Below are 26,002 nucleotides of genomic sequence, written 5' to 3' on the forward strand. Positions count from 1 at the left end.
CGCGACATCCCCGCCGCGCCGGGTCAGCCCGCCATCCGCCGGGTCGCCTGCTCCAGCCGCTCCTCGACCGTGCCGTCGATGACCTCGTCACCGATCCGCACCCTGATCCCGCCGAGGACCTGCGGGTCCACGTCGAGGTTGAGGTGCACCTCGCGGCCGTACAGCCTGGTCAGCGCGGCGCCGAGACGCTGCTTCTGACCGTCGTTGAGCGGCACCGCGGAGGTGACCACGGCCACCGACCGGTCGCGGCGCTCCGCGGCCAGCCTGGAGAGGGCCTCCAGCCCTCCTTCAAGACTACGGCCACGCGGCTGCCTCACCAGGCGGGTGACCAGACGCTCGGTGACGGGCTGGGCCCTGCCTCCGAGCAGCCGGTGCAGCAGCTCGGTCTTGGCCGCCTTGAGGCTGTCGTCGGCGACCTTGCCGCTGAGGGCGGAGCGCAGCTCGGGCGCGGCGGCGAGGATCCGGGAGAACCGGAACAGCTCGTCCTCGGCGTCGCTCAGCGTGCCGTCCCGCTCGGCCGCGACGAGGTCGGCCACGTCGGCCAGCTGCTCGACCGCGTCCACCAGGTCGCGCGAGCGCGACCAGCGGGAGCGGACCATGCCGGACACCAGGTCGACCGTCTCGCCGCCCACCTGGCCGCCCAGCAGGCGCCCGGCCAGCTGGGCCTTGGCCTCACCGGGCTGCGCCGGGTCGGTCAGGACCCGACGCAGCGACACCTCGCGGTCGAGCAGCGCGGTGACCGCGGCCAGCTCATCGGCGAGCCTGGCCGCGTCGACGGACGTGGAGTCCGTCAGCGCGTCCAGCCGCTCCCGGGCGGCGGCCAGTGCCTCGCGGCTCGCTCCGTTCATCGGGCGGCTCCGGTGGCCTCCGAGGCGGCCGCCTTCGACTCCAGCTCGTCGAGGAAGCGGTCGATCGTGCGGCTCTGCCGGGCGACGTCCTCGAGGGACTCGCCGACGAGCCGGCCTGCCAGGTCGGTGGCGAGCTTGCCCACGTCCTGGCGCAGCGCCTGCGCCGCCTGCCGGCGGTCGGCCTCGATCTGGGCGTGACCGGCGGCGATGATCTCCTCGCGCTGCCGCTGGCCCTCCGCGCGCATCTCGGCGATGAGCGCGGCACCCTGCTCCCGCGCCTCCTCGCGCAGCCGCGCGGCCTCGTGGCGGGCCTCGGCGAGCTGGGCCTTGTACTGCTCAAGGGTCTGCTGCGCCTCGAGCTGGGCCGCCTCGGCCTTCTCGATGCCGCCCTCGATGGCCTCGCGCCGCTCCTCCAGGACCTTGTTGATGGCCGGGAGGAGCTTCTTGGCGAGGAAGCCGAAGACGATGGCGAACGCGATCAGGCCGATGACGAGCTCTGGGATCGGCGGGATGAGAGGATTCTGAGGCTCCTCCGCCGCCAGCTGTACCAGGGCGTTCACATCAGTGCCTTCCGTCGAAAGGGGCTGTCAGTGGTGCGTGCTCACTGACCGAACACGAACGGCATGACGATGCCGATCAGGGCCAGCGCCTCGCAGAAGGCGAAGCCGAGGATCTGGTTGGCACGGATCAGACCGGCGGCCTCGGGCTGGCGGGCCAGGGCCTGGGTGCCGTTGCCGAAGATGATGCCGATGCCGACGCCGGGGCCGATGGCGGCGAGACCGTAGCCGATGGAGCCGAGGGAGCCGGTGACGGCGGCGAGGTTCGCGAGGTCGGACATGCCGTTTCTTCCTTCTTCTTCAAGAACCGGTGGGGGTTGGCCACCGGGTGACCGTGGGTGGGAGGGCAGGGGGCTCAGTGGTGCTCGGCGAGCGCGCCCTGCACGTAGTTGGCGGCCAGCAGGACGAAGACGTACGCCTGGACGGCCTGGATGAAGAGCTCGAACGCGGTGAGGACGATCACCATCACGAACGAGACACCGGCGTAGACGATGCCGATGCCGTTCAGCAGGTACCAGGCGGCGATGGTGAACATCACCAGCAGCAGGTGACCGGCGAACATGTTGGCGAAGAGCCGGACCGCGTGGGTGAAGGGGCGGACCAGGGTGTTGGAGAAGAACTCGATCACCACGACCAGGGGGAGCACCGCGCCGAGCGACTTGTCGTAGCCCGTGAGGTTCTTGAAGCCGCCGGTGAAGCCGTGCTTCTTGAACGTCAGGTACATCCACGTGACGTAGACGAGCAGGGCCATGCCCGCCGGGAAGGCGATGATCGAGGTCACCGGGAACTGGGCCAGCGGCACGATGGACCAGAGGTTCATGATCCAGATGAAGAAGAACAGCGCCACCATGAAGGGCACGAACTTCTCGCCGTCGCGCTTGCCGAGCGTCTCGTAGACGATGCCGCGGCGCACGAAGTCGTAGCCGGCCTCGCCGACCATCTGGAGCTTGCCGGGTACCAGGCTCGGCTTGTTGAAGGCCGCCCAGAAGAAACCGACCACCACGACCGTGCTCAGCAGCGCCAGCAGGATCGGCTTGTTGAACTCGAACCCGCCGATCGTGAACATCGGCTCGAAGATGAACGAGTGCAGGCCCGGAGCAGGAAAGCCGCACCCGTCGAAGATGTGGCAGTCGACCTCGAAGGCGAGCATCTGGTCAGAACTCACCGCGGGCTCCTTCAACATGGCGCATGGGTACGGCAACCTCGATGTGTCGGCGCGGCGCACGGCCACGGAACGGCACTGGACTGGTCTTGCGGGTATGGGTGCGGCTGATGGGCTGCGCCGGCTGTCGCTTCCGTCCCGGTGCGTCGGTGGGCGAAGCAGCGGATTCAGCCACCCGCGCCTGCGATACCGCAGTTGGCACCGGACGATAGCAGGAGTTCGAACGCGCCCTCGCCCCGCCCCCGCACGTCACGGTTTGGGCCCCTGGGCCGCGGGCTTCCGCTCGGCGGAGGATTCGGGCTCCACGTACAGGATCTTCGCCTTCATGTGCGCGTGGGCCTGGGCGGCGATCCACACCAGGGTGGTGCCGAGCAGGGTGAAGGCGAACACCTTGGTGTCGAACAGCGTGGTGTTCTTGAAGACCGCGAGCACGACCGCGAGCAGCAGCAGCTGTGTCGTGTAGAGCATCAGGCCCATGGCCTGGAACAGATGCGGGAGGTTCTTGGCGGTGTGCTGGAGGACGGCGAGGCCGATCCCCATGAAGAGGATGACGATGACCGCTCCGAACGCCGCGCCGATCACACCCTGGCCGCCGGCGAACACCCCGCCGGCGACCGCGGCCAGCGCACCGGCGGCGGCGGTCGGAAGGGCGCAGCGCAGCAGCATGCGAGCGTCGTTCGACTGCATGGAGGAGGCTCCGAGGTTTCGGGGGCGTCTTGTCGTCGCTGACGAGCGTGTCCCCGGCGTTCGAGGGCGCAGCCCTCGCCCCGGAGGACCGCCGCACTACGGTCCGTCCCTGTGGTCACCGGGTTCTCGTGAACGGTATCACAAACTATTTGATGAGGTCTTTACCTAGTTCGTGTGCGGACTCTCACACGTTCGGGGTACACGCTGCGGCATCGGGCTGACACGCAGCGGGAAGAGTTCCGGATGGCGTGCTATGGGCGGCCGTCGGTGCCGTGGCCGGCCCCGTGCCGCGCGAGCCGGTCGCGTTCCCGCAGCGCGGTCGCGCCGTTGACGCCGTTGGCCCCGGACGGCCCGGGCGGCGGCTCGTCCCCCTCCCCGGCGCCGTCCTTCCCCTTCTCCGTACCCGCCTCCCCCGTGCCCCGGTCCGCCGCCGTCCCTGCCCCCGCCTCTGCCCCCGCCGCCTCCGCGGTCTCCGAGTCCGTCCCCGCTTCCGGCCCTGCCTCCGCACCCTCGCGGAGCCGGTAGCGCGGCGGTACGAGCCGCTCCGCCCAGGTGGGCACCCGCGGGGTGAACCGCGGCAGCAGCAGGATCACCAGCCCCACCGCGCTGAGCCCCACGATGGTCAGCACGATGACCAGGCTGGAGGACCGCACCGAGAAGGCGACCGCGCCGAAGGCGATCAGCGCCGACCAGAAGTACATGATCAGGACGGCCCGGCTGTGCGAGTGGCCGATCTCCAGCAGCCGGTGGTGGAGATGGCCCCGGTCGGCCGCGAACGGCGACTGGCCGCGCCAGGTGCGCCGCACCACGGCCAGCACCAGGTCGGCGATGGGCACCGCCAGCAGGGTCAGCGGCAGCAGCAGCACGGGCATGTAGACCGGCGCCATCGTCTGGACGGTGGTCTTGACCGAGCCGGTGGTGTCGGTGATGACGTCCGGGTCGACCTGCCCGGTGATCGAGACGGCGCCGGCGGCCAGCACCAGCCCGATGAGCATCGAACCGGAGTCGCCCATGAAGATCCGCGCGGGGTGCATGTTGTGCGGCAGGAAGCCCAGGCACATGCCCATCAGGATGGCCGCGAAGAGCGTCGCGGGCGCGGCGGCCTCGATGCCGTAGCCGTACCAGATCCGGTAGGCGTACACGAAGAACGCCACCGCGGCGATGCAGACCATGCCGGAGGCGAGGCCGTCCAGACCGTCCACGAAGTTGACCGCGTTGATGGTGACGACGACCATCGCGACCGTCAGCAGCGTGCCCTGCAGGGGGGTCAGCGCGACGTTGCCCACCCCGGGCACCGGCAGCCACAGGACCGTCAGCCCCTGCCAGACCATCACGCCCGCGGCGATCATCTGGCCGCCGAGCTTGACCAGCGCGTCCACGCCCCACTTGTCGTCCAGGACGCCCAGCAGCCAGATCATCCCGGCGCCGGCCAGCAGGGCGCGGGGTTCGTCGGAGAGCCGGAAGACGTTGCCGACGTTGGTGAGCTGGGAGGCCACCAGCAGGCCCGCGCACAGCCCGCCGAACATGGCGATGCCGCCGAGCCGCGGCGTCGGCTCGCGGTGCACGTCGCGCGCCCGGATCTCGGGCATGGCTCCCGCCGCGATGGCGAACTTCCGCACCGGCCCGGTGAGGAGGTAGGTGACCGCGGCCGTGACGCACAGCGTCAGCAGGTATTCACGCACGCATTCCCCAGAACTCTCGCAGGCCCGCCGGACTCACGCCCGAAGACCACACCATAGACAACGGCCCGCCGCCGCCCGGCCGACGGCCCGGGGACCGCCCCGGAAGGGCGCCGCACTCACACGTTCCCCGGGGCCCCCGCGGGTTCCCCGGGTTCACACCCGGGACACCACACCTTAGACAACGGCCCGCCGTGGCCGGTTCCCGCCCACCGGCGCGCTACGTGCGCGCGGGCACCCCGGTCAGGGCCGTCACCACCGGGTCGAGGGCGGTGTGTATCTCCTCGCCGACGCTGCGGAAGTACGTGATCGGCGCGCCGTAGGGGTCGTACACCTCGTCGGCCTCCGCGCTGGGCGCCAGCAGCCAGCCGCGCAGCGCAGCGGCGGCCCGCACCAGCGCGCGGGCCCGCTCCACCACGCCGCCCTCGCCGTCCGGGTCGGGGAGCGTGGCGGGGTCTATGGCCCGCACCAGCCGGGTGAACTCCTTGAGGGTGAAGGTGCGCAGCCCCGCGGAGTGCCCCATGGAGATGACCTGCGCCCGGTGGTCGCGGGTCGCGGTCAGCACCAGATCGGCGCGGATGACGTGCTCGTCCAGCAGCTCGCGGCCGAGGAAGCCGGACGGGTCCGCCCCGTACTCGTACAGCACGGCCGCCGCGTGCTCCTCCATCGGCGCGCCCTCGTGCCCCCAGGTGCCCGCGCTCTCCACCACCAGCCCGCCGGCCCGCCGGTCGCCGAGCCGGTCCACCAGGGCGTGCCTGGTCAGCCGCTCGGTGATCGGGGACCGGCAGACGTTGCCGGTGGAGACGTGGAGGATGCGGAAGACCTGCGGTATGCCATGCTCCCCGGACAGCCCGTCGGGCGGCGTCAACTGGCGACCTCGAGGTCGGGTACGACCTTGCGCAGCTCGTCCGCGTCGAGGGCGCCCGCGCGCAGCAGCCGGGGCACCGGGCCGGTGACGTCGACGATCGAGGAGGGCACCGAGTCGGGGGTGGGGCCGCCGTCGAGGTAGACCGAGACGGAGTCGCCCAGCATCTCCTGCGCGGCGTCGCAGTTCTGCGGGGCCGGGTGCCCGGTGAGGTTGGCCGAGGACACCGCCATCGGGCCGGTCTCGGTGAGCAGCTCGATGGCCACCGGGTGCAGCGGCATGCGGACCGCGACCGTCCCGCCGGTCTCGCCCAGGTCCCAGGTCAGCGAGGGCTGGTGCCGGGCGACGAGGGTGAGGGCGCCCGGCCAGAAGGCGTCGACCAGCTCCCATGCCCGCTCGGAGAAGTCGGTGACCAGGCCGTGCAGGGTGGTCGGGGAGCCGATCAGGACCGGTGAGGGCATGCCGCGTCCGCGTCCCTTGGCCTCCAGCAGGTCGCCGACGGCCTCCGGGGAGAAGGCGTCGGCACCGATGCCGTAGACGGTGTCGGTGGGCAGCACGACGAGTTCGCCGCGGCGTACCGCGGAGGCGGCCTCACGCAGACCGGTGGCGCGGTCGGTCGCGTCGGAGCAGTCGTAACGCCGTGCCATTTACGGCACCTCCCTGCGGGCTGTGGCAAAACGGGGCCGGTTGTTCAGGTCGGGGTGGTCCGCGGCGTCCGCCCAGCCGCGGTCCTCGGTGAAGATCCAGGGCACCTGGCCGCCCTGGGTGTCGGCGTGCTCGACGACCACCAGGCCGCCGGGGCGCAGCAGCCGGTGCGCGGTGCGCTCGATGCCGCGGATGGTGTCCAGGCCGTCCTCGCCGGAGAACAGTGCCAGCTGCGGATCGTGGTCGCGGGCCTCGGGGGCGACGTACTCCCACTCGGTGAGCGGGATGTACGGCGGGTTGGAGATGACCAGGTCGACCTGACCGTCCAGCTCGGGCAGGGCGGTCAGCGCGTCACCGTGGTGCAGGGTCACCCGGGAGCCCTCGGTGTTCTTGCGGGCCCACTCCAGGGCGCCCTCGTCCAGCTCGACGGCGTGCACCCGCGAGCGCGGCACCTCCTGGGCGAGCGCGAGGGCGATGGCGCCGGAGCCGGTGCACAGGTCGACGATCAGCGGTTCGGCGACGTCCATGGCGCGGACCGCGTCTATCGCCCAGCCGACGACGGACTCGGTCTCGGGACGGGGCACGAACACGCCGGGGCCCACCTGGAGTTCCAGATAGCGGAAGAAGGCGCGTCCGGTGATGTGCTGGAGCGGCTCGCGGGCCTCCCGGCGCGCGACGACCTCCCAGTAGCGGGCGTCGAACTCGGCGTCCGCGACCCGGTGCAGCTCCCCGCGCCTGACACCGTGCACGTACGCCGCCAGCTCCTCCGCGTCGAAGCGCGGGGAGGGCACTCCGGCGTCGGCGAGCCGCTGGGTGGCCTGGGCCACCTCGGCGAGCAGCACGTTCACGTTCCTCGTCCTCCACCCGTCCCTGCCCGGCCCCGGCGGGGCGCCGTGCTGTTCCTTCGGCGTGTCCGGCGTTCCCGGTGTCGCCGGTGCTACTGCGCGGCCGCGAGCCTGGCCGCGGCGTCGGCGTCCACACACGCCTGGATCACCGCTTCCAGCTCGCCGTCCAGCACCTGGTCCAGGTTGTACGCCTTGAAGCCCACCCGGTGGTCCGAGATCCGGTTCTCCGGGTAGTTGTAGGTGCGGACCCGCTCCGACCTGTCCACGGTACGCACCTGGCTGCGGCGCGCGTCCGACGCCTCCCGCTCCGCCTCCTCCTGGGCCGCCGCGAGCAGCCGGGCACGCAGGATGCGCAGCGCCTGCTCCTTGTTCTGCAGCTGGCTCTTCTCGTTCTGGCAGGACACCACGATGCCGGTGGGCACATGGGTGATACGGACCGCGGAGTCGGTGGTGTTCACCGACTGGCCGCCGGGCCCGGAGGAGCGGTAGACGTCGATCCGCAGGTCGTTCGCGTTGACCTCGACGTCGACGTCCTCGGCCTCGGGCAGCACCAGGACGCCCGCGGCGGAGGTGTGGATACGGCCCTGGGACTCGGTGGCGGGCACCCGCTGGACGCGGTGGACGCCGCCCTCGTACTTCAGCCGGGCCCACACGCCCTGGCCGGGCTCCGCGGCGCCTCCCCGGGCCTTCACGGCGACCTGGACGTCCTTGTAGCCGCCGAGGTCGGACTCGGTGGCCTGGATGATCTCGGTCTTCCAGTTGCGCCGCTCGGCGTAGCGCAGGTACATGCGCAGCAGGTCGCCGGCGAACAGCGCGGACTCCTCGCCGCCCTCACCGGCCTTGATCTCCAGGATGACGTCCTTGTCGTCGCTGGGGTCGCGCGGGACCAGCAGCAGCCGCAGCCGCTCGGTCAGCTCCTCGCGGCGGGCCTCCAGCTCCTTGAGCTCGGCGGCGAAGTCCGGGTCGTCCGCGGCGAGCTCGCGGGCGGTGGCGATGTCGTCACCGGTGCGCCGCCAGTCCCGGTAGGCGCCGACGATCGGGGTCAGCTCGGCGTAGCGCTTGTTGAGCCGGCGCGCGCGGGCCTGGTCACCGTGGATCGCGGGGTCGGCGAGCTGCTTCTCGAGGTCGGCGTGTTCACCGATCAGTTCCTCGACCGCCTCGAACATCGTGGGAGTTCCTTAGCTGTGGGCCTGAGGGTGGGGCCGGGGTGGTGTGCCGCCCCGGGCCGGGAGGCGGGGCGGCGGGAGCCTGCCTGGACGGCAAAACGCCGGTCCGGCCACCCGGGGCGGGCGGCCGGGAACCGGCGTCGGAGGTCGCTACTTCTGCCGCGACCCGGCGTTCTTGCCGAAGCGGGCCTCGAAGCGGGCCACACGGCCACCGGTGTCGAGGATCTTCTGCTTGCCCGTGTAGAACGGGTGGCACGCGGAGCACACGTCGGCGCGGATGGAGCCGCCGCTGACGGTGCTGCGGGTGGTGAAGGAGTTTCCGCAGGTGCAGCTGACCTGGGTCTCCACGTACTCCGGGTGGATGTCGCGCTTCAAGGTATCTCCTAGGTATCGGGAGGGCACCGGGTCGCACCGGCTCCTTCCGCCCGATGGCGGGTGGGAAGGTCGGCTGCCTGTGCGTGAACCGGGACCGACGGACCAGTCTGCCACTACTGGCCGCACCACCCAAAACCAGGGGCGGGAGGCCGTTATTCCGCCGCCCGTCCGCGGCCCGCGCCCCTGCCCCGCGCCACTGTTCCGGCGTGCCGCGGCCCGCCGGGACTACGGGGCGATCGACCCCTCGGTCGCGGAGTCGGGGACCGGCTCGTCCCTCCGCAGCGCCGTCCAGATCCGCTGGGCCCCGCGCTGGATGGGCTCCACCCGGTTGGGGTCGGCCTCGGAGTACCGCACCGGCAGCGTGACCAGCTGGATGTCATCGGAGTCGATGCCCTTGAGGACCTTGCCCAGCCCGGCCAGGTCGGCGGTCGAGGCCAGTCCGGAGTCGGTGGTGACGGCGGAGGTGGCGGTGTCCACCAGGTCGTAGAACCGCTTGGGCTCGGAGAGCACCCCGACGCTCCGCACCTGCTCCACCAGGGCCCTGACGAACTTGTGCTGGAGGTCTATGCGTCCCAGGTCGCTGCCGTTGCCGATGCTCTTGCGGGTGCGGACCAGGCCCAGGGCCTGCTCCCCGTCCAGGGTGTGGTCTCCCGGGGGGAGGGTGAGGTGGCTGTCCTCGTCGTCGATCGGCCTGGTGGTGGTGATCTCCACGCCGCCGAGCTCGTCGATCAGCTTCTTGAAGCCGGTGAAGTCGATCTCTATGTAGTGGTCCATGCGGATGCCGGTCAGCGACTCGGCCGTCTTCACCGCGCACACGGGACCGCCGATCTCGTACGCCTTGTTGAACATCGCCCGCGGTGCGGCGGGGGCCGTGCCGCCCTCGGTCCGCTCGCAGGCGGGCCGGTGCACGAGGGTGTCCCGGGGGATGGAGACCACGCTGGCCCGGTCGTGCGACTCGGCGATGTGCACGATCATCGCGGTGTCGGAGCGCGCGGTGCCGTCGTCGCGGCCGTAGCGGCCGTTGTCGCCGGAGCGGGTGTCGGAGCCCAGGACGAGGATGTCCAGCGAGCCGTTGGGCACGTCCGCGGGCCGGTCCGTGCCCAGGGCGGAGTCGATGTCGACGTCCGAGATGTTGTCGTCGAGCCTGAGATGGACGAACCCGAGCCCGGCCCCGGCCAGCACCAGCGCGCCGGTCACCACCCAGAGCGCGGCCCGCAGCGCCCGGTGCCGCCGTGACAGGGATGTCCGGCCCGCGCCGGTGCCGCCGTCTGCGGTGGTGTGCTCGTTCGCCATCTCGTTCCTCGTCCCGCCGTGCGCCTCCGCCGGTGGAGTCCCACGGAAGGGCCGCCGGCGCCCCCACGGAAGCCACCGGTCCGGTGGTACGGCCGGTCGGGGGCGTTCGGCCAGGGGAGTTCCCTCTCCACTTGGACGGCGTACCCCCACCGGCCGGGTTCACTCCGTCGCGCTCCGGGGCCCGCCGGGCGTGACACACGGCGAGGGCCGCCCCACCGCACGGGGTGGGGCGGCCCTCGCCGCCGCTTCGGACCGGCCGTCCGCCGCTAGTCGCCGTTGCCGGGCGCCGGCGTCGTCTTCTGGATCTGCATGAGGAACTCGGCGTTGGACTTCGTCTGCTTCATCTTGTCCAGCAGCAGCTCGATGGCCTGCTGCTGGTCCAGCGCGTGCAGCACGCGCCGCAGCTTCCAGACGATGCCCAGCTCGTCGGCGCCCATCAGGATCTCCTCCTTGCGGGTGCCGGACGCGTCGACGTCCACCGCCGGGAAAATCCGCTTGTCGGCGAGCTTCCGGTCCAGCTTGAGCTCCATGTTGCCGGTGCCCTTGAACTCCTCGAAGATGACCTCGTCCATCCGCGAGCCGGTCTCCACCAGCGCGGTGGCCAGGATCGTCAGGGAGCCGCCGTCCTCGATGTTCCGCGCGGCGCCGAAGAACTTCTTCGGCGGGTAGAGCGCGGTGGAGTCGACACCACCGGACAGGATGCGGCCCGAGGCCGGGGCGGCCAGGTTGTAGGCACGCCCCAGACGGGTGATCGAGTCCAGCAGCACCACCACGTCGTGGCCGAGCTCCACCAGCCGCTTGGCCCGCTCGATTGCCAGCTCGGCGACGGTGGTGTGGTCCTCGGCGGGGCGATCGAAGGTCGAGGAGATGACCTCGCCCTTGACCGACCGCTGCATGTCGGTGACCTCCTCCGGCCGCTCGTCCACGAGCACGACCATCAGGTGGCACTCGGGGTTGTTGCGGGTGATGGAGTTGGCGATCGACTGCAGGACCATGGTCTTGCCGGTCTTCGGCGGGGCCACGATCAGACCGCGCTGGCCCTTGCCGATGGGCGAGACCAGGTCGATGATCCGCGAGGTGAGGTGACCCGGCTCGGTCTCCAGGCGCAGCCGCTCCTGCGGGTACAGCGGGGTGAGCTTGCCGAACTCGGGACGGCCCTTGCCGCTCTCGGGCGACATGCCGTTCACCGAGTCCAGGCGGACCAGCGCGTTGAACTTCTCGCGCCGCTCGCCCTCGCGCGGCTGGCGGACCGCGCCGGTGACGTGGTCGCCCTTGCGCAGGCCGTTCTTGCGGACCTGGGCGAGGGAGACGTACACGTCGTTCGGGCCCGGCAGGTAGCCGGAGGTGCGGACGAACGCGTAGTTGTCCAGGATGTCGAGGATGCCGGCGACCGGGATCAGGACGTCGTCCTCGGAGACCTGCGGCTCGGCGGCGAAGTCGTCACGGCCGCGGCGGCCGCGGCGGTCGCGGTAGCGGCCCCGGCGGCCCCGGCGGCCGCCCTCGAAGTCGTCGTCGCGGTTGTCCCGGTTGTCGCGGTTGTCCCGACTGCCGCGGTTGCCGCCGTCCTGGTTCTGCTGGCCGCCACCGCCGCCGTCGTTCTTGTTGCGGCGGTCGCGCTGCCGGCCGCCCTTGGCCTGACGGTCGCCCTTGTCCTGCTTGCCGTCCTGCCGGGCGTCCCTGTCCTGCTTGCCGTCCTGGCGGACGTCCTGCCGGGCGCCGTCGCCGCGGGACTCGGCGGACCTGTCCCGGTCGGCCCGGTCCGTCTTCTCGGCCCGCTCGCCGCCGTCGTCGGCGGCCGGGGCCTCGGCGGCCCCGCCGTCGCTCCTGCCGCGCCGGCCGCGCTCACCGGCGGGCTCGTCGCTGCCCGGCTGGCCGGGGATGTCGATCTGCTGCTGCGCGGCATCACCGGGGCCCTGGGCGCCCTCGCCCGTACGCGTCTTGGAGGTCGCGCGACGGCGCGGCTTGCTCTCGGCGGGGGCGGCCGTCTCGGTGCCCGCGCCACCCGCGGCACCGCCGCCGGCGTTCTCCGCCTGCTTGGCACGGATGGTCTCGATCAGCTGGCTCTTGCGCATGCGCGCCGTGCCCTTGATGCCGAGGCCGGAGGCGACTTGCTGGAGCTCTGCCAGCACCATGCCCTCAAGGCCCGTGCCGGAGCGGCGACGCCTGGGGGCGGTACCTGCTGCGGGCGCGGCGGAGGCGTCCGTGGCGGGCGCGGCTTCGGCGGTGTCCACGCCCATCAGATCGGTGGTATCGCTCACGAAGGGTCCTTCCCTGGAGCGGGCGTCGGCCTGTCTGGCTCGGCGACCGGTTGTGCTGTCCGGCTGCGGTCCTTGTGTCGACCGGGCCGGGGCGGTGGTTCCGCCTCGGTGTACGGCGGAGGAATCAGTACATTCGGTGTGGCGTGAAGGGATGACGTGTGTCAGTCACGCCGTTCCGGGGCGAGCTCGGCACTGCTCGGCAGGCTGCTCAGGCAGTTCTGGAGGCTCCCGGAAGGAGGAGTGGCCCCTGTATGGGACTGTACCCATGGGATCACGGAGAGCACCGCACCGCCCATGGGTAATCCCAGAAGGCTGCGAGTGCAGACTTGAGGTTAACACTACCGGCCCCCACAAACATTCCCCCTCTCGTAGGCCCGCATTCGTGTCACCGGCCCCGCGCTCACTGGCCCGTACCGGCCAGCGGCAGGACGCCGGCGCCCGTGGTGTCGACGGTCAGCCGGTTGGCCGCCCATCCGTCGCCCGCCAGCCGCGCGACCTTCTCGGCCGCGTCCTCCCCGACCAGCGCGAGCACCGTGGGGCCCGCGCCGGAGATGACCGCGGGCACTCCGTCGGCGCGCAGCCGGTGCACCAGCTCCGCGCTCTCCTCCATCGCCGGGGCGCGGTACTCCTGGTGGAGCCGGTCCTCGGTGGCGGGCAGCAGCAGCTCGGGGCGGCGGGTCAGCGCCTCGACGAGCAGTGCCGCCCGGCCCGCGTTGGCGGCCGCGTCCACATGCGGGACGGTGCGCGGCAGCAGCCCGCGGGCGGTCTCGGTGAGCACCGGCCGGTCCGGGACGAAGACCACCGGCACGACGGCCGGGTCCGGGTCCATCCGGATCGCCCGGGCCGCGCCGCCGTCCGTCCAGGCCAGGGTGAAGCCGCCGAGCAGGCAGGCCGCCACGTTGTCGGGGTGGCCCTCGATCTCCGTCGCCAGTTCCAGCAGGGCGACCTCGTCGAGCTTCTCAGCGCCGCCGGTGGTCACCGCTCGGGCGGCGATGATGCCCGCGCAGATGGCGGCCGAGGAGGAGCCCAGACCGCGGCCGTGCGGGATGCGGTTGGCGCAGACGATCTCCAGACCGCGCGGCTGGCCGCCCAGCATGTCGAAGGCCGTGCGCAGGGAGCGCACGAGCAGGTGGCTCTCGTCGCGGGGCAGGGTGTCGGCGCCCTCACCCGCGATGTCGATGTGCAGACCGGAGTCGGCGACACGCACCACGACGTCGTCGTACAGGCCCAGGGCCAGGCCGAGGGCGTCGAAGCCGGGGCCGAGGTTGGCGCTGGTGGCTGGGGTGCGCACCCGGACGGCGGCGGCACGGAACGCTGGACCGGCCATCTCTCGACGACTCTCCTTGACGTGGCTGGACGTGGTGGGACGTGGTTCGGCGTGGCTGGACGTGGTGGGGGTGTGGATCGGTGCGGCTGTGCTGGTCTGTTGCTCGGTGGATGCTGTCCTGGGGGCGGGATCGGAGGCAGACGGCGCGACGTCTCGGAACCGCGGCCGGGGCCGGACCGGTCCACTGACCTCTGGCACATGCCATGCGGCAGGTCGGGACGTGCTCCCAGCCTATCGAAGGACGGTTCGGTGACGACACAGGGCGTACGAGAGGCGCACGATGCGTGTCGCGCGCTCGTATGCGCCCCCCTCGGCGGGCACGACCGTCCCCGGTGCCGTACCCGCCCGTCCGGCGGGTCATGCGGGCCACCCGGGTCACGCCCGGGAGGTCACGTCAGGGGGTCACACCAGCCCCAGCCGGTCGGCCGCGGCGACCGCGTCGACCGGTACGACGACCGGCTGCGGCGCGCCCTGCACGGCCCAGTCGGGGTCCTTGAGGCCGTTGCCCGTGACGGTGCAGACGATCCGCTGGCCCGGATCGACCTTCCCCTCCTCGGCGGCCTTGAGCAGACCGGCCACGGAAGCGGCGGAGGCCGGCTCGACGAAGACGCCCTCCTGGGCGGCCAGCAGCCGGTACGCGGCCAGGATCTGCCGGTCCGTCACCTCGTCGATGAAGCCACCGGACTCGTCACGGGCCCGCTCGGCGGCCTCCCAGGAGGCCGGGTTGCCGATGCGGATGGCGGTGGCGATGGTGCGCGGGTCCTTCACCGGCTCGCCCCGCACGATGGGCGCCGAGCCGGACGCCTGGAAGCCCCACATCCGCGGGGTGCGGGAGGAGTGCGCGCCGTCCCCGGCCGACGGGTCGGCGTACTCGCGGTAGCCCCGCCAGTAGGCGGTGATGTTGCCCGCGTTGCCCACCGGCAGGACATGGATGTCGGGGGCGTCGCCGAGCATGTCGACGATCTCGAAGGCCGCGGTCTTCTGGCCCTCGATGCGCACCGGGTTGACCGAGTTGACCAGCGCCACCGGGTAGTTGTCCGACAGCCCGCGCGCCAGGGTGAGGCAGTCGTCGAAGTTCCCGTCGACCTGGAGGATGCGGGCGCCGTGCACCAGCGCCTGGCCCATCTTGCCCAGCGCGATCTTGCCCTGCGGCACCAGGACGGCGCACACCATCCCCGCGCGCACCGCGTAGGCGGCGGCCGAGGCGGAGGTGTTGCCGGTGGAGGCGCAGATGACCGCCTGCGCGCCCTCCTGCTTCGCCCGGGTGATGGCCATCGTCATCCCGCGGTCCTTGAAGGAGCCGGTGGGGTTGGCGCCCTCGACCTTGAGGTGGACCTCGCAGCCGGTGCGCTCGGAGAGCACCTGGGCGGGCACCAGCGGCGTACCGCCCTCGCGCAGGGTGACGACGGGGGTGTCGTCGGTGACCGGGAGCCGGTCGCGGTACTCCTCGATGATGCCCCGCCACTGGTGGGCGCCGGACATTCGCGGAGTGGTGTTGCCAGGGCTGGCGGTGGTGGCGGTCATCTCTCTCATTCCCCTTCGACCCGCATGATGCTCGCGACGCCGCGCACGGTGTCCAGCCCGCGCAGCGCCTCGACGGTCGCCGACAGGGCGGCGTCCGGTGCCCGGTGGGTGACGACGACCAGCGAGGCGCCGTCCTCCGGGCTGTCCTTGCCCTGCTGGCGCACGGTGTCGATGGAGACCCCGTGCTCGGCGAAGACGGTGGCGCACTGGGCGAGCACGCCCGGTTTGTCGGCGACGTCCAGGCTGATGTGGTAGCGGGTGACCACCTCGCCCATCGGGCTCACCGGGAGCTGGGCGTAGGCGGACTCCCCCGGGCCCGTCGAGCCGCCGAGCCGGTTGCGGCAGGCGGCGACCAGGTCCCCCACGACGGCGGAGGCGGTGGGGGCACCGCCCGCGCCGGGACCGTAGAACATCAGCCGGCCGGCGGCCTCCGCCTCGACGAAGACCGCGTTGTACGCCTCGCGGACGGAGGCGAGCGGATGGCTGAGCGGGATCATCGCCGGGTGGACGCGGGCGGTCACCGAGCGGCCGTCGGCGGCGCGCTCGCAGATGGCCAGCAGCTTGACCGTACAGCCCATGCGCCGGGCGGAGGCGATGTCCGAGGCGCTGACCTCGGTCAGCCCCTCGCGGTGCACGTCGTCCAGGCGGACCCGGGTGTGGAAGGCGATGCCCGCCAGGATCGCGGCCTTGGCCGCCGCGTCGAAGCCCTCCACGTCGGCGGTCGGGTCGGCCTCGGCGTACCCGAGGGCGGTGGCCTCGTCCAGCGCCTCGGCGTACCCGGCGCCGGTGGACTCCATCCGGTCGAGGATGAAGTTGGTGGTGCCGTTGACGATCCCCAGCACCCGGTTGACCTTGTCGCCCGCCAGGGACTCGCGCAGCGGGCGCACCAGCGGGATCGCGGCGGCCACCGAGGCCTCGTAGTAGAGGTCGACGCCGTGCTTCTCGGCGGCCTCGTGGAGGGTCGAGCCGTCCTCGGCGAGCAGCGCCTTGTTGGCGGTGACCACGCTGGCGCCGTGCTCGAAGGCGGTGGTGATCAGGGTGCGGGCGGGCTCGATGCCGCCGATGACCTCAACCGCCACGTCGATGTCGCCCCGGGCCGCCAGGGCGGCGGCGTCGGTGGTGACCAGCTCGGGCGCGATGCCCTCCCGGACCCGCCCGGGGCGCCGGACGGCGACCCCGGCCAGCTCGACCGGGGCGCCGATCCGGGCGGCGAGGTCCTCAGCGTGCGTCGTCATGATGCGTGCCACCTCCGAGCCGACGACACCACAGCCCAGCAGCGCCACCTTCAGCGGACGCGTACGCATCATGAGACCTCGCTTCTTCACAGTCCGGTGGAGTTCAAGTCTCACGCACCGGTCGGCGGTTCCCCCGCCTCATCCAGCATGCGAGACATGCCTCCCTCTCTTCGAGACGCCGCCGTCCGGACGGCCCCCCGCTACCCCACGTCCAGCCGGAGCAGGTCCTCCTCCGTCTCCCGCCGGACGATCACCCGGGCCCGCCCTCCCGAGACCGCCACCACCGGCGGCCGCGGGACGTGGTTGTAGTTGCTCGCCATGGAGCGGCAGTACGCGCCGGTGGCCGGGACGGCGAGCAGGTCGCCGGGGGCCAGGTCGGCGGGGAGGAAGGCGTCCCGCACCACGATGTCGCCGCTCTCGCAGTGCTTGCCGACCACCCGCGAGAGCACCGGCGCGGCGTCGGACGTACGGGAGACCAGCGCCACGGTGTACTCGGCGTCGTACAGCGCGGTACGGATGTTGTCGGACATGCCGCCGTCCACGCTGACGTAGGTGCGCAGGCCCGGCAGCTCCTTGACGGTGCCCACCTCGTACAGGGTGAAGGTGGTCGGCCCGGCGATGGCCCGGCCCGGCTCCACCGACAGCCGCGGCAGCGCCAGCCCGGCGGCCTCGCACTCGTGGGCGACGATGTCGTGCAGCGACTTGGCGATCTCGTGCGGCTCGCGCGGGTCGTCGTCGGCGGTGTAGGCGATGCCGAGCCCGCCGCCGAGGTCGATCTCGGGCAGCTCCACGCCGTGCTCGTCGCGGACGTCCCGCAGCAGGCCCACCACGCGGCGTGCGGCGACCTCGAAGCCGGCCGTGTCGAAGATCTGCGAGCCGATGTGGGAGTGGAGACCGATCAGCTCCAGGCTGTCCAGCTTCAGCACCCGCCGCACCGCCTCGGCCGCCTGCCCGCCGGCGAGCGCCAGGCCGAACTTCTGGTCCTCGTGGGCGGTGGCGATGAACTCGTGGGTGTGCGCCTCCACGCCCACCGTCACCCGGATCTGCACCCGCTGGCGCCTCCCGAGTCGCTCGGCGACGGCCGCCACCCGGGCGATCTCCTGGAAGGAGTCGACCACGATCCGGCCGACCCCGGCCCCGACGGCCCGCTCGAGCTCGGCGGTGGACTTGTTGTTGCCGTGCAGGGCGATGCGCTCGGGCGGCATCCCGCCGGCCAGCGCGGTGGCCAGCTCGCCGCCGGAACAGACGTCGAGGTTGAGGCCCTCCTCCGTCAGCCAGCGCACCACGGCGCGGCACAGGAAAGCCTTCCCGGCGTAGAACACGTCGGCCTCCGCGCCGAAGGCCTCGCGCCAGGCCCGGCAGCGGGCCCGGAAGTCGTCCTCGTCCAGGACGTAGGCGGGGGTGCCGAACTCCTCGGCCAGCGAGATCACGTCCAGCCCGCCGACACTCGTGACGCCCCGCTCGCCGCGGGTGACGGTACGGGCCCAGATGCGCGGGTCGAGGGCGTTGAGGTCGGCGGGCGGCGGGGTGTAGTGCCCCTCGGGGAGCACATCGGCGTGGCGGGGTCCGGCGGGGTGTGCGGAACGGCTCATGGTGGCTTCGGTACTTTCCGTCGGGATCCGGCCGAATCCTGCTGGATTCCGCTGAATCCGGCTGAACTCGGCTAGAGGTGTGCGGGTGCGGTGACGCCCAGCCGGGACAGGCCGCCGGCCAGCACCGCCCCGGTGGCCTGGGCGAGGGCCAGCCGGGCACGGTGGGCGGCCCGGGGTTTCCGCTCCCCGGCGGGCAGCACGGAGGCGTGCACGTCGAGGAAGGCGTCGGCGACCGCCGTCAGGTGGCGGGCCAGCCGGGCGGACCCGGCGGCGGCGATCCGCTCGTACTCGGCCAGCAGCCCGAGGAGCTCCCGCTCCCGCGGCCCGTCGTACGGGTGGCCGTCCGCCCCGGGCTCCGGTCCGAAGCCGAGGTCGCGCGCGTTGCGCAGCAGCGCCCGGGTGCGGGCGTGCGCGTACTGGACGAGGAAGAGGGGGTTGCCCTCCCGCTGCTCCACCGGGGGCCGTACGCCGGTGGCGGCGGCCCAGCCCCGCAGGTCGCGGGCGGGGTCGGTGGACTCCGCCACGGGCGCGTCGCCGTCCGTGGCGGCCAGGGCGGCCACCAGGGCGGCCCGGGCGCGGTCCGCGACGGTGATGTTGAGGAAACCCGGCCCGGCGACCGCCACCTCGGCGATGCCCTCCTCCCGGGCCAGCCGCTCCCGCAGGACCTCGGCGACCCGGTGGGCGGGCCGTCCGGTGACGGCGGCCAGCCGCAGCGCGGCGTTGGTGGCGTAGTCCCCGCGGCCCGGGTGCGGCGGCCGGCCCACGGTGATCCGCGCGGCCGGCCCGTCCAGGGCGCCCAGCGCGTCCGCGGGCAGCGCGCCCAGCGCGCCGTCGCCGGCGGCACGGCGCACGGTGCGCAGCACGGTGCGCGAGAGCTGGGCGGGAGTCACGGGACAAGGGTATGGGAGGAGGGGGCGGGGTACGCGAACGTGTTTCGCGGGATGACACGCACCTCACACCGTCCGTACCCGCTCAGCCCAGCGGCCGTACGGCGGAGTCCGCCCCGTACGGCTCACCCGTCCCGGGCGTCCCCGACGCCCCGGCGGCCAGCCGTCGCACCAGCCGCACCAGCCCGGTGGGGTCGAACGGCTTGGCCAGGAAGGCGTCCACCCCGGCCGCCCGCATCCGCTCCCCGTCCAGCTCGGACCGGGTGCACGCACTGATGATCGCCAGCGGGACGTCCCGCGTCCGCTCGCGGGCGCGCAGCCGCTCGGCGGTCCGCAGACCGTCGAGCCGGGGCATCACGAGGTCGAGGGTGATCACGTCGGGCCGCACCCGCTCCACGATCTCCAGACACTCGGCACCGTCGACCGCGGTCACGACCTCGAAGCCTTCGAGTTCGAGGTTGACCCTGATCAGCTGCCGGATGGCCTTGTCGTCGTCCACCACAAGGACCCGGCCGGGCACGCCAGGCACATACACGAGAGTAGGCCCCCGCCTCCCGCCGCGCCCGGGTTTTCCCTTTTTCCGCCCGCACCGCGACCCGCACCCGCCGCGGGAAACCTGTTCCGACCCACCCCCCGGAAGCTGGTAGTGTTCTACCCGTCGACGCGATCACCGCCGACGACGCCCCCGTAGCTCAGGGGATAGAGCAACGGCCTCCGGAGCCGTGTGCGCAGGTTCGAATCCTGCCGGGGGCACCTCGCAGAAGGTGCCGAGACGCCCCGCCACCAGCCAGAAAGCTGGATGCGGGGCGTTGCTGTGTGCGCAGCCGTGTGCCACCGGATGCGGCCTGATGTCGGGAGCCGCGGACTGTTCGTGGACAGGACCGCAGGAGAGTCGCCGCAGGTCAGGGGCGAGAAGCTGCGGCGTGGTCATCTCCGGCGTGGCGCGCTCGACCCGTCGCTTCAACAGGCGTCACCGGGACGTCCAAGGCCTGAGAACCGAACTTATGGGAGCAGAGGCGGTGCGGAAGGCAGCCGCACGCACGGTACAGACCTCGCTGGAAGCCGGCTACTCCTGGATGCGAGGGCTCACCTGCTACGGAAGCAGGTGAGCCCTCGCCTCATCAACTGCTCCTCTTCAGCCCGCCTCGTCCTCCCGCTGCCAGGCACGGGGCCAGTTACCAGATGGTGGAGGCGGTCCCGAAATACCCAGATCACGTCGCGCGAGAGCGTAGAAGGCATCACGCGCTTGGCTCACCTGCCGAACCGCCCTCTCCCATCCAGCAGGGTCATCCCTCAGCCCGCGCGCATACAGCTCGACGTTCCATACGGCCTCGTGCCACCTACGAGCCGCCCCTATGGTTTCAGCGTCCCCAACAAGCAGCACGGATTCCCATTCGGCTGCACGCTGTGCCTCAGCCTCAACGAGCTGCTCCAGGCCCTGCTCCGGATCCAAAGGGTCCACAGCATGCTGGAACCCTCTTGCGGCCCCCATACGCTGCGCGATGTTTATCTGATGCTTCAGAGTGTTCGCGTAGGACGCGTAGGTGTCCAACCTCTTCTGGTCCCAGCGCTCGGCTCTGGCCCGTCGCCACCGGCTCCGCTCTGTCAAGCTGGTTGCTACGTAGGAGCCAGCAGCTCCTACGACAACACCAGCCAAGGCAGGCAACTGCTCCCACACCGTCGATCCCCCTGACACTGACGCAGAGAAGTCCTGCCCAGGCCGCGGCGAAGCCCAACCTACTCGCATGAGCAGGTTGGGCTCTGCCCTCCGCTCGGGTGCCGTCTGTCAGGCGTTGTCTTGAGCGTCTTCGAGTAGCTCAGCGATGCGTCGGCAGACACGGGTTTCCCAGGAGCACAGGGCGTAGAGAACTCCGTGATCACGGGCGTCCGTGCCTGTTCTGCATCGGGCCCCGCCCGACCTGGCCGTCCGCCAGGAACCGGACGTCAGCCGACTACGCCGAAGCCCTGCCGGGACAGGTGCCGAGGACTTCCCGTTCCATGTCGCGGCCGACGCATGAAGCGCCTCGGTTCCTTCGTCGCGAAGAACCGGTGGATCACCGGGGAGGCTCCAGTCTCGCCCCGCCCGCACCCGGACGTCGGCTCCGGGACGGAGGGCCGGCGGAGGAGGAACAGTCGGCTGTCGGGTGGGGGATCCTGGACCCAGACCCCGAGACGGCGGCCGACCGCGGCTACCGGGCTTCGTCACCCGGTTCCCGGACGGTTGACACAACGGCTCCGGGCCCGTTCGGCGCAGGTCCGGCCGCTGCCCCGGCCCGGGCGGTCGCGGCCCCGGAGAGACCGGCCTCTCCCGCCTCCGGTTTCACCATGACCTTCTGCTCCCGCTCGATCATGCCCAGCGCCACCCCGGCGATGATGATGGCGCCGCCCGCCACCTGGGCCAGCCGGATCGACTCCCCGTTGATCACGACGGCGCCGAGAACGCCGAAGACCGGGACCAGGTTGAGGATGTTCACGGCGACGCTCGACGCCATCCTGCGCAGCCCGTAGTTGTAGAGCAGGAAGCCCCCGACCGAGCAGGCCACTGCCAGGTAGACGAGCAGCGACGAGGCGGTCAGGCCCGGCATCCGCCAGTCGCCGGCCTCCACCAGGGAGGCGAGGAGGAATCCGGCCGCCCCCGCCAGGGTCTGGTAGTACGTGACGCTCATGGCGTTCTGACCGGTGCTCGCGCGCTTGCCGAGCACGTTGTACCCGGCCCAGGTCAACCCGCCGAGCAGCAGGAGGATGTCCCCCGCCCACCGTGAACTTCCGCCGACCTGGGCGCCGTTGCGTACGACGAGGAAGGCGCCGACGGTGGCCAGCAAGACGCCCGTCACACGCAGCGGCGGCATCCGGGTGCGGAAGAGGACCCGTTCCAGCAGCATCGTCATCAGCGGGTACGTGGCCACGATCAGGGACGCGTCGGACGCCGTGGAGAGATCGACGCCGACGTTCTCCAGGATGAAGTAGACGGTGATGCCGAGGAATCCGCTCAGGTAGAGCTGCCGCCGCTGCGGTGCGTCCGGCCGGACCGGGCGGTGCCGGCTCATCCGCACCATCACGCCCAGGAGTAAGGCCGCCAGGGTGAACCTGACGGCGCCGATGCTGAGCGGGCCGACGTCCTCCAGCACCTGCTTGGTCACCGCGTACGAACTGCTCCACAACAGCGCGGCCGCCACAACCGCGCACACCGCCCCCGCGCCGGGCCCGCGCTCACTCATCTGAAGTCGACTCTCCCCACTACCACCGAACACGCCGTGACCGAACGAACGTCAACCAATCAGGAAGAAGGCTAGCAAGATCATCGACGATAGCGCCTACAATCCGAATCACCTTCGGAATCCGGCAGCGCGAGGCGAGTATGGACGAACTAGATTCGGCGTTGGTGCGGATGCTCCAGGAGGATGGTCGGCGCACCAACCGGGACATGGCCCAAGCGCTCGGTATCGCCCCGTCCACCTGTCTGGAACGGATCCGGGCGCTGCGCGAGCGCGGCGTACTGACAGGTTTTCACGCGGAGGCCGACCTCGCGAAGATCGGCCGCGGACTGCAGGCCGTGATCGCCGTACGGGTCCGCCCGCCGACGCGTGCGGTGATCGAGGCCTTCCAAGCCTTCCTGGAGCGGATGCCCGAGGTGATATCGCTCTTCGTCCTCACCGGAAACGACGACTTCCTGGTGCACGTCGCCGTCCGCGACACCGACCATCTGCACGCGGTGGTCCTGGACAAGCTGACGAAGCGTCCGGAGCTCGCCGACGTACGGACATCGGTGGTCTACGGGCACATGCGCAAGAAAGTCATAAGGCCGATGTGACGCGCCGTGCGGACCCCTCGCGAGCCGGTCACCGGGACGGTGGCGCGGTCTGGGCCGCCGCCGTGATCAGCAGGTCGTTCACCTCGGGACTGCCCACGGTCACCCGCAGGCCGCTGCGCGGGAAGGCCCGGACCAGCAGGCCGCGCCGCTCCCACTCCTCCGCCACCGACTCCGAGGCCTCGCCCGCCGGAAGCCACAGGAAGTTGGCCTCGCTGGGCAGCACCTCCCAGCCGAGCCCGAGGAGCGCCTCGCGGGTCCGCTCCCGTTCCGCGACGATCCGCTCCACCCGCTCGAAAAGTTCCGCCCGCACGCGCAGCGCGGTCAGCGCGGCCTCCTCGGCTATGCGGCCCACCCCGCACGGCACGGCGCACTTGCGCAGTGCCCCGGCTATCGCGGGCTGGGCGACACCGTAGCCGACGCGCAGCCCCGCCAGACCGTATGCCTTCGAGAAGGTGCGCAGCGTCAGCAGGTTGGGCCGGTCGTGGTGCAACTCCACGCCGTCGGAGGCGTTCGGCGAGCGGGAGAACTCGAAGTAGGCCTCGTCCAGGACGACCAGGACATCGCCGGGCACCCGGTCCAGGAACCGCTTGAGTTCGGCGGTGCCGACGGCCGTGCCGGTGGGGTTGTTCGGCTCGCACAGGAAGACGGCCCTGGTCCTGGGGGTGATGGCGGCGGCCATGGCGTCCAGGTCGTGAACGCCGTCGACGAGCGGCACCTCCACCGGGACGGCCCCCGCCATCCGCGCCACGATCGGATACGCCTCGAACGAGGGCCAGGCGTAGACGACCTCGTCGCCCGGCTCCAGCATGGCCTGGCCGATCTGCTGGTAGATGCCGACCGAGCCCGGGCCGGTGACGAGGTGCCCGGGCGGGACGTCCAGCCGCCGGGCAAGGGCATCCATCAGGCGCTCGGGGTGAATGGTCGGGTAGTGGTTGGTCTGCGCCGCCGCCCGGGCGATGGTCTCCCGGACGGAAGGCAGTGGCGGGTACGGGTTCTCGTTGAGGAACAGCCGGTGGGAGGGGCCCTCGGCGGGCGGGGCCGGAGGCTTGGGCACATAGGCCGGTATACCGGCGAGCACCGGGCGGGGCGCGGGGGCGAGCGCGCCCGGGGCGCCGGGTGCGCTCAGGGCGCTTGTCGTACTCGTTGTGCTCATGGCTGGCTCTACTTCCTCTCGGGTCTCCTCAGTCCTGGTCCCAGGCTTGGCCGAGCCCCTGGGCGGCGGCCGCCTCGGCGATCGCGAAGCCGGACATGATGTCCTGCACCCCGAGCCCGAGCGACTTGTAGACGGTGATCTCCCGCTCGCCGCGGCGGCCCGGATGGCGGCCGAGCAGCACTTCGCCCAGCTCGGCGAGAATGTGCTCGGGCCCGACCAGCCCGGCGTCCAGCGGCGCCTTCAGGTCACCGGATTCGGCAAGCGCCGACTGACGGCTGTCCACGAAGAACGCCGCCCGCGCCACCGCCTCCGCCGACAGCTCGCGATGGTCGACGAAGGAGGCGCCCGCCGCGTTGACATGGGCGCCCGGGGCGAGGGCGTCGGCCTCGACGAGCGGCTCCTTGGCGGCGGTCGTGGTACACACGAGATCGGCCCCGGCCAGGGCGGCGGCCGGGTGGCCCGTGACCTCGACCTCGATGCCTAGTTCCTCCGCGGCCCACCGGTGGTAGGCCTCGGCGTTGGCCGGGGTGCGGCTCCACACCCGTACCCGACGGAGCTCACGGACCACGGCCATGGCCTCCAGGTGGCTGCGGGCCTGCACCCCGGAGCCGAGGATCGCCAGGTCCCCCGCGTCGGGCCGGGCCAGCGCGTCGGTCGCCACCGCGGAGACCGCGGCTGTACGTATGGCCGTCACGGCACCCGCGTCCATCAGGGCGAGCGGGGCGCCGGTCTCCGGATCGAAGACCATGACGACCCCGATGTGCAGGTCCAGGCCGCGTGCCGGGTTCTCCGGCTTGAGCACCATGGCCTTCAGCCCGTACCCGGCCTGCCCCTCACCGGCCACGAAGCCCGGCATGGTGCCGAGCAGTCCGCTGTCGCGCTCCGGGCGCAGGATGGTGCGCAGCGGCTGGTCGACGAGGCCGGAGCTGTAGCGGCGCATGGCCTCGGCCATGACCTCGGTGGCGCGTTCCATCGGGTAGACCCGGCGCACCGTGGCGCGGTCGATCAGGAGCATGGGCGGGCGTCTTCCTTCCTCGTCGTTCACGGGAGACCGGGGCAGGTGCGGCGCGCGGCGGGGCCGGCCGGGGTCGGGGGCGGGCCGGCCCCGGCCGGGCGGACGGAAGCCCCGGGCGGGCCGGACTCGGGCCGGCGGGCGGACTGCCGCGGCCGGCGTCAGCGATACAGCGGCAGACTCCCGGTGATCTTGTCCACCGCCTTCTTGCTGCCGCACAGGGCCACTCCGATGTAGGGGAGTTCGCCGGTGGGGATCTCGGCGGTGCGGCGCGTGTACTCGTCGTACGACCGCGACGACTGGGCCACCGAGGTGAAGTCGACGACGAAGACATCGCTCGCGCCCACCGCCCGGACCGCGACGTCGCGCAACTCCCCGGCATCGGCCTTCAGGACGGGCAGCGGGATCGAGGTGATACCCGTGTGCGGTCGGCCGTCGGCGTCCTTCACGTCGTCGCCGACGATGCCGTCGACGAACTTCCCGACCGACAAGGCGAGCGCGGCGACGGTGTTCATCGCCAGCCCTGCGGGAAGCTCCTTGTCGATGACGATGGCACACTTTTCGAACTGGTACCCCACGGGTCTCCCCATTTCTTCATCTCTCGCACTCGTACAGAATCCGGATGCCATTCACGGAAGAACCCACGGATCTCTCAAGGGTGCGTCCGGAGCTCATTCTTCGACATCCGCGATCACCCAGTCGCTGATCTCACGCCAGGCGCTGATGGCTCTCTGGTGGAAGGGGTGCACCAAATAGCGCTCCACGGCCTCCATGTCGTCCAGCAAACCGACGGCGATGAAATCGTACGCGATCGGCCGGGTGGATATGTTGCGTCCGACGGTCCACTCCCGGAGTTCCGGTACCTCGCCGCCCACCTTGGCCGCGATCTGCTCGGCCTGCCGGGCTCTGTCGTCGTCCCACGAGACGCCGGGCTTGAACTTGAACAGCACGTAGTGGCGGATCACAGGCGTCCTCCTGGTACGGGGGGGAAGGGTTTCGGCTCTCGGGGACCTCGTCGCGCACGGCGGCGGACCGCCGGTCGCCGAGGGAGTGGTCGGGCAGGCGGCTGCGGTCGGGGAGC

Annotated in this window: 25 protein-coding genes and 1 tRNA gene; 2 read left to right on the plus strand and 24 right to left on the minus strand. The window is 71.8% G+C overall.

What is annotated here, in order from left to right; genetic code table 11:
- Positions 1-23 precede the first annotated feature (23 nt).
- The 19 genes from V1L54_RS04895 to V1L54_RS04985 form a co-directional block, all read right to left on the minus strand.
- Complete coding sequence (locus V1L54_RS04895; protein ID WP_330116604.1) at positions 24-848, minus strand: F0F1 ATP synthase subunit delta; 825 nt, start codon at positions 846-848, stop codon at positions 24-26.
- Complete coding sequence (locus tag V1L54_RS04900; protein ID WP_330116605.1) at positions 845-1,408, minus strand: F0F1 ATP synthase subunit B; 564 nt, start codon at positions 1,406-1,408, stop codon at positions 845-847. The genes V1L54_RS04895 and V1L54_RS04900 overlap by 4 nt, the downstream gene beginning before the upstream one ends.
- 41 nt (positions 1,409-1,449) lie before the next feature.
- The gene (gene atpE / locus V1L54_RS04905) at positions 1,450-1,686 is read right to left on the minus strand and encodes an ATP synthase F0 subunit C (RefSeq protein ID WP_093661941.1); all 237 of its coding nucleotides are present in this window, start codon (positions 1,684-1,686) and stop codon (positions 1,450-1,452) included.
- A gap of 74 nt (positions 1,687-1,760) precedes the next feature.
- Positions 1,761-2,588, minus strand: coding sequence for a F0F1 ATP synthase subunit A (atpB, locus tag V1L54_RS04910; protein ID WP_443076480.1), 828 nt, complete (start codon positions 2,586-2,588; stop codon positions 1,761-1,763).
- Positions 2,589-2,816: 228 nt separating this feature from the next.
- Complete coding sequence (locus V1L54_RS04915; protein ID WP_330116607.1) at positions 2,817-3,254, minus strand: Cg1360 family ATP-synthase-associated protein; 438 nt, start codon at positions 3,252-3,254, stop codon at positions 2,817-2,819.
- 251 nt (positions 3,255-3,505) lie between these two features.
- Complete coding sequence (locus V1L54_RS04920; RefSeq protein WP_330116608.1) at positions 3,506-4,936, minus strand: MraY family glycosyltransferase; 1,431 nt, start codon at positions 4,934-4,936, stop codon at positions 3,506-3,508.
- 217 nt (positions 4,937-5,153) lie between these two features.
- Positions 5,154-5,801, minus strand: coding sequence for an arsenate reductase/protein-tyrosine-phosphatase family protein (locus V1L54_RS04925; protein WP_330116609.1), 648 nt, complete (start codon positions 5,799-5,801; stop codon positions 5,154-5,156).
- Complete coding sequence (locus V1L54_RS04930) at positions 5,798-6,445, minus strand: L-threonylcarbamoyladenylate synthase (protein ID WP_330116610.1); 648 nt, start codon at positions 6,443-6,445, stop codon at positions 5,798-5,800. Before V1L54_RS04930 ends, V1L54_RS04925 begins: the two co-directional genes overlap by 4 nt.
- On the minus strand, positions 6,446-7,291 hold the full coding sequence (gene prmC / locus V1L54_RS04935; RefSeq protein ID WP_330116611.1) for a peptide chain release factor N(5)-glutamine methyltransferase: 846 nt from the start codon (positions 7,289-7,291) through the stop codon (positions 6,446-6,448).
- Positions 7,292-7,380: 89 nt separating this feature from the next.
- Complete coding sequence (prfA, locus tag V1L54_RS04940; RefSeq protein WP_330116612.1) at positions 7,381-8,454, minus strand: peptide chain release factor 1; 1,074 nt, start codon at positions 8,452-8,454, stop codon at positions 7,381-7,383.
- Positions 8,455-8,604: 150 nt separating this feature from the next.
- Positions 8,605-8,829, minus strand: coding sequence for a 50S ribosomal protein L31 (gene rpmE / locus V1L54_RS04945; protein WP_330116613.1), 225 nt, complete (start codon positions 8,827-8,829; stop codon positions 8,605-8,607).
- Between the two features lie 225 nt (positions 8,830-9,054).
- The gene (locus tag V1L54_RS04950; RefSeq protein WP_330116614.1) at positions 9,055-10,122 is read right to left on the minus strand and encodes an LCP family protein; all 1,068 of its coding nucleotides are present in this window, start codon (positions 10,120-10,122) and stop codon (positions 9,055-9,057) included.
- A 266-nt stretch (positions 10,123-10,388) separates the two neighbouring features.
- Complete coding sequence (gene rho / locus V1L54_RS04955; protein WP_330116615.1) at positions 10,389-12,380, minus strand: transcription termination factor Rho; 1,992 nt, start codon at positions 12,378-12,380, stop codon at positions 10,389-10,391.
- Between the two features lie 400 nt (positions 12,381-12,780).
- Complete coding sequence (thrB, locus tag V1L54_RS04960; protein WP_330116616.1) at positions 12,781-13,707, minus strand: homoserine kinase; 927 nt, start codon at positions 13,705-13,707, stop codon at positions 12,781-12,783.
- Between the two features lie 402 nt (positions 13,708-14,109).
- Positions 14,110-15,189, minus strand: a complete 1,080-nt coding sequence (gene thrC, locus V1L54_RS04965; protein ID WP_330116737.1) for a threonine synthase — start codon at positions 15,187-15,189, stop codon at positions 14,110-14,112.
- Between the two features lie 47 nt (positions 15,190-15,236).
- A complete protein-coding gene (locus V1L54_RS04970; protein ID WP_330116617.1) occupies positions 15,237-16,538 on the minus strand; it encodes a homoserine dehydrogenase in 1,302 nt (433 codons plus the stop codon).
- Positions 16,539-16,666: 128 nt separating this feature from the next.
- Positions 16,667-18,058, minus strand: a complete 1,392-nt coding sequence (gene lysA, locus V1L54_RS04975) for a diaminopimelate decarboxylase (RefSeq protein ID WP_330116618.1) — start codon at positions 18,056-18,058, stop codon at positions 16,667-16,669.
- 71 nt (positions 18,059-18,129) lie between these two features.
- Positions 18,130-18,948: an arginine--tRNA ligase gene (locus V1L54_RS04980; protein WP_330116619.1), complete on the minus strand. Its 819-nt coding sequence runs from the start codon at positions 18,946-18,948 to the stop codon at positions 18,130-18,132.
- A gap of 82 nt (positions 18,949-19,030) precedes the next feature.
- Positions 19,031-19,465 carry a response regulator gene (locus tag V1L54_RS04985; RefSeq protein WP_330116738.1) on the minus strand — a complete coding sequence of 145 codons (435 nt, stop codon included), beginning with the start codon at positions 19,463-19,465 and terminating at the stop codon, positions 19,031-19,033.
- Positions 19,466-19,626: 161 nt separating this feature from the next.
- Here V1L54_RS04985 and V1L54_RS04990 point away from each other — a divergent pair.
- Positions 19,627-19,698, plus strand: a tRNA-Arg gene (locus tag V1L54_RS04990).
- Between the two features lie 1,436 nt (positions 19,699-21,134).
- Here the strand turns inward: V1L54_RS04990 and V1L54_RS04995 are convergent.
- Positions 21,135-22,163: a DMT family transporter gene (locus V1L54_RS04995; RefSeq protein WP_330116620.1), complete on the minus strand. Its 1,029-nt coding sequence runs from the start codon at positions 22,161-22,163 to the stop codon at positions 21,135-21,137.
- 140 nt (positions 22,164-22,303) lie between these two features.
- Between V1L54_RS04995 and V1L54_RS05000 the strand changes: the two genes are divergently transcribed.
- Positions 22,304-22,756: an Lrp/AsnC family transcriptional regulator gene (locus V1L54_RS05000; RefSeq protein ID WP_330116621.1), complete on the plus strand. Its 453-nt coding sequence runs from the start codon at positions 22,304-22,306 to the stop codon at positions 22,754-22,756.
- A gap of 28 nt (positions 22,757-22,784) precedes the next feature.
- Here the strand turns inward: V1L54_RS05000 and V1L54_RS05005 are convergent, their stop codons facing one another.
- The 4 genes from V1L54_RS05005 to V1L54_RS05020 all read right to left on the minus strand — a co-directional run bounded on the left by V1L54_RS05005 (position 22,785) and on the right by V1L54_RS05020 (position 25,886).
- Positions 22,785-23,909 (minus strand): histidinol-phosphate transaminase, encoded by a 1,125-nt coding sequence (locus V1L54_RS05005; protein ID WP_330116622.1) that lies wholly within the window; start codon positions 23,907-23,909, stop codon positions 22,785-22,787.
- A gap of 28 nt (positions 23,910-23,937) precedes the next feature.
- A complete protein-coding gene (locus V1L54_RS05010; protein WP_330116623.1) occupies positions 23,938-24,924 on the minus strand; it encodes an ornithine cyclodeaminase family protein in 987 nt (328 codons plus the stop codon).
- A gap of 158 nt (positions 24,925-25,082) precedes the next feature.
- On the minus strand, positions 25,083-25,499 hold the full coding sequence (locus V1L54_RS05015; RefSeq protein WP_330116624.1) for a DUF2000 domain-containing protein: 417 nt from the start codon (positions 25,497-25,499) through the stop codon (positions 25,083-25,085).
- A gap of 93 nt (positions 25,500-25,592) precedes the next feature.
- Positions 25,593-25,886, minus strand: coding sequence for a Dabb family protein (locus V1L54_RS05020; protein ID WP_330116625.1), 294 nt, complete (start codon positions 25,884-25,886; stop codon positions 25,593-25,595).
- Between the last annotated feature and the right edge of the window lie 116 nt (positions 25,887-26,002).

The sequence above is a fragment of the Streptomyces rubellus genome (genome assembly GCF_036323805.1).
Taxonomy (GTDB): Bacteria; Actinomycetota; Actinomycetes; order Streptomycetales; family Streptomycetaceae; genus Streptomyces.

What these genes read in the sequence shown, in the direction of transcription:
- prfA (WP_330116612.1), bottom strand. Translation starts at nt 8,454, where the DNA reads ATGTTCGAGGCGGTCGAGGAACTGATCGGTGAACACGCCGACCTCGAG.
- V1L54_RS05005 (WP_330116622.1), bottom strand. Translation starts at nt 23,909, where the DNA reads ATGAGCACAACGAGTACGACAAGCGCCCTGAGCGCACCCGGCGCCCCG.
- lysA (WP_330116618.1), bottom strand. Translation starts at nt 18,058, where the DNA reads ATGAGCCGTTCCGCACACCCCGCCGGACCCCGCCACGCCGATGTGCTC.
- V1L54_RS04895 (WP_330116604.1), bottom strand. Translation starts at nt 848, where the DNA reads ATGAACGGAGCGAGCCGCGAGGCACTGGCCGCCGCCCGGGAGCGGCTG.
- V1L54_RS05000 (WP_330116621.1), top strand. Translation starts at nt 22,304, where the DNA reads ATGGACGAACTAGATTCGGCGTTGGTGCGGATGCTCCAGGAGGATGGT.
- V1L54_RS04930 (WP_330116610.1), bottom strand. Translation starts at nt 6,445, where the DNA reads ATGGCACGGCGTTACGACTGCTCCGACGCGACCGACCGCGCCACCGGT.
- atpB (WP_443076480.1), bottom strand. Translation starts at nt 2,588, where the DNA reads ATGTTGAAGGAGCCCGCGGTGAGTTCTGACCAGATGCTCGCCTTCGAG.
- V1L54_RS04970 (WP_330116617.1), bottom strand. Translation starts at nt 16,538, where the DNA reads ATGATGCGTACGCGTCCGCTGAAGGTGGCGCTGCTGGGCTGTGGTGTC.
- V1L54_RS04950 (WP_330116614.1), bottom strand. Translation starts at nt 10,122, where the DNA reads ATGGCGAACGAGCACACCACCGCAGACGGCGGCACCGGCGCGGGCCGG.
- thrC (WP_330116737.1), bottom strand. Translation starts at nt 15,189, where the DNA reads ATGTCCGGCGCCCACCAGTGGCGGGGCATCATCGAGGAGTACCGCGAC.
- V1L54_RS04995 (WP_330116620.1), bottom strand. Translation starts at nt 22,163, where the DNA reads ATGAGTGAGCGCGGGCCCGGCGCGGGGGCGGTGTGCGCGGTTGTGGCG.
- V1L54_RS05010 (WP_330116623.1), bottom strand. Translation starts at nt 24,924, where the DNA reads ATGCTCCTGATCGACCGCGCCACGGTGCGCCGGGTCTACCCGATGGAA.
- V1L54_RS04915 (WP_330116607.1), bottom strand. Translation starts at nt 3,254, where the DNA reads ATGCAGTCGAACGACGCTCGCATGCTGCTGCGCTGCGCCCTTCCGACC.
- atpE (WP_093661941.1), bottom strand. Translation starts at nt 1,686, where the DNA reads ATGTCCGACCTCGCGAACCTCGCCGCCGTCACCGGCTCCCTCGGCTCC.
- thrB (WP_330116616.1), bottom strand. Translation starts at nt 13,707, where the DNA reads ATGGCCGGTCCAGCGTTCCGTGCCGCCGCCGTCCGGGTGCGCACCCCA.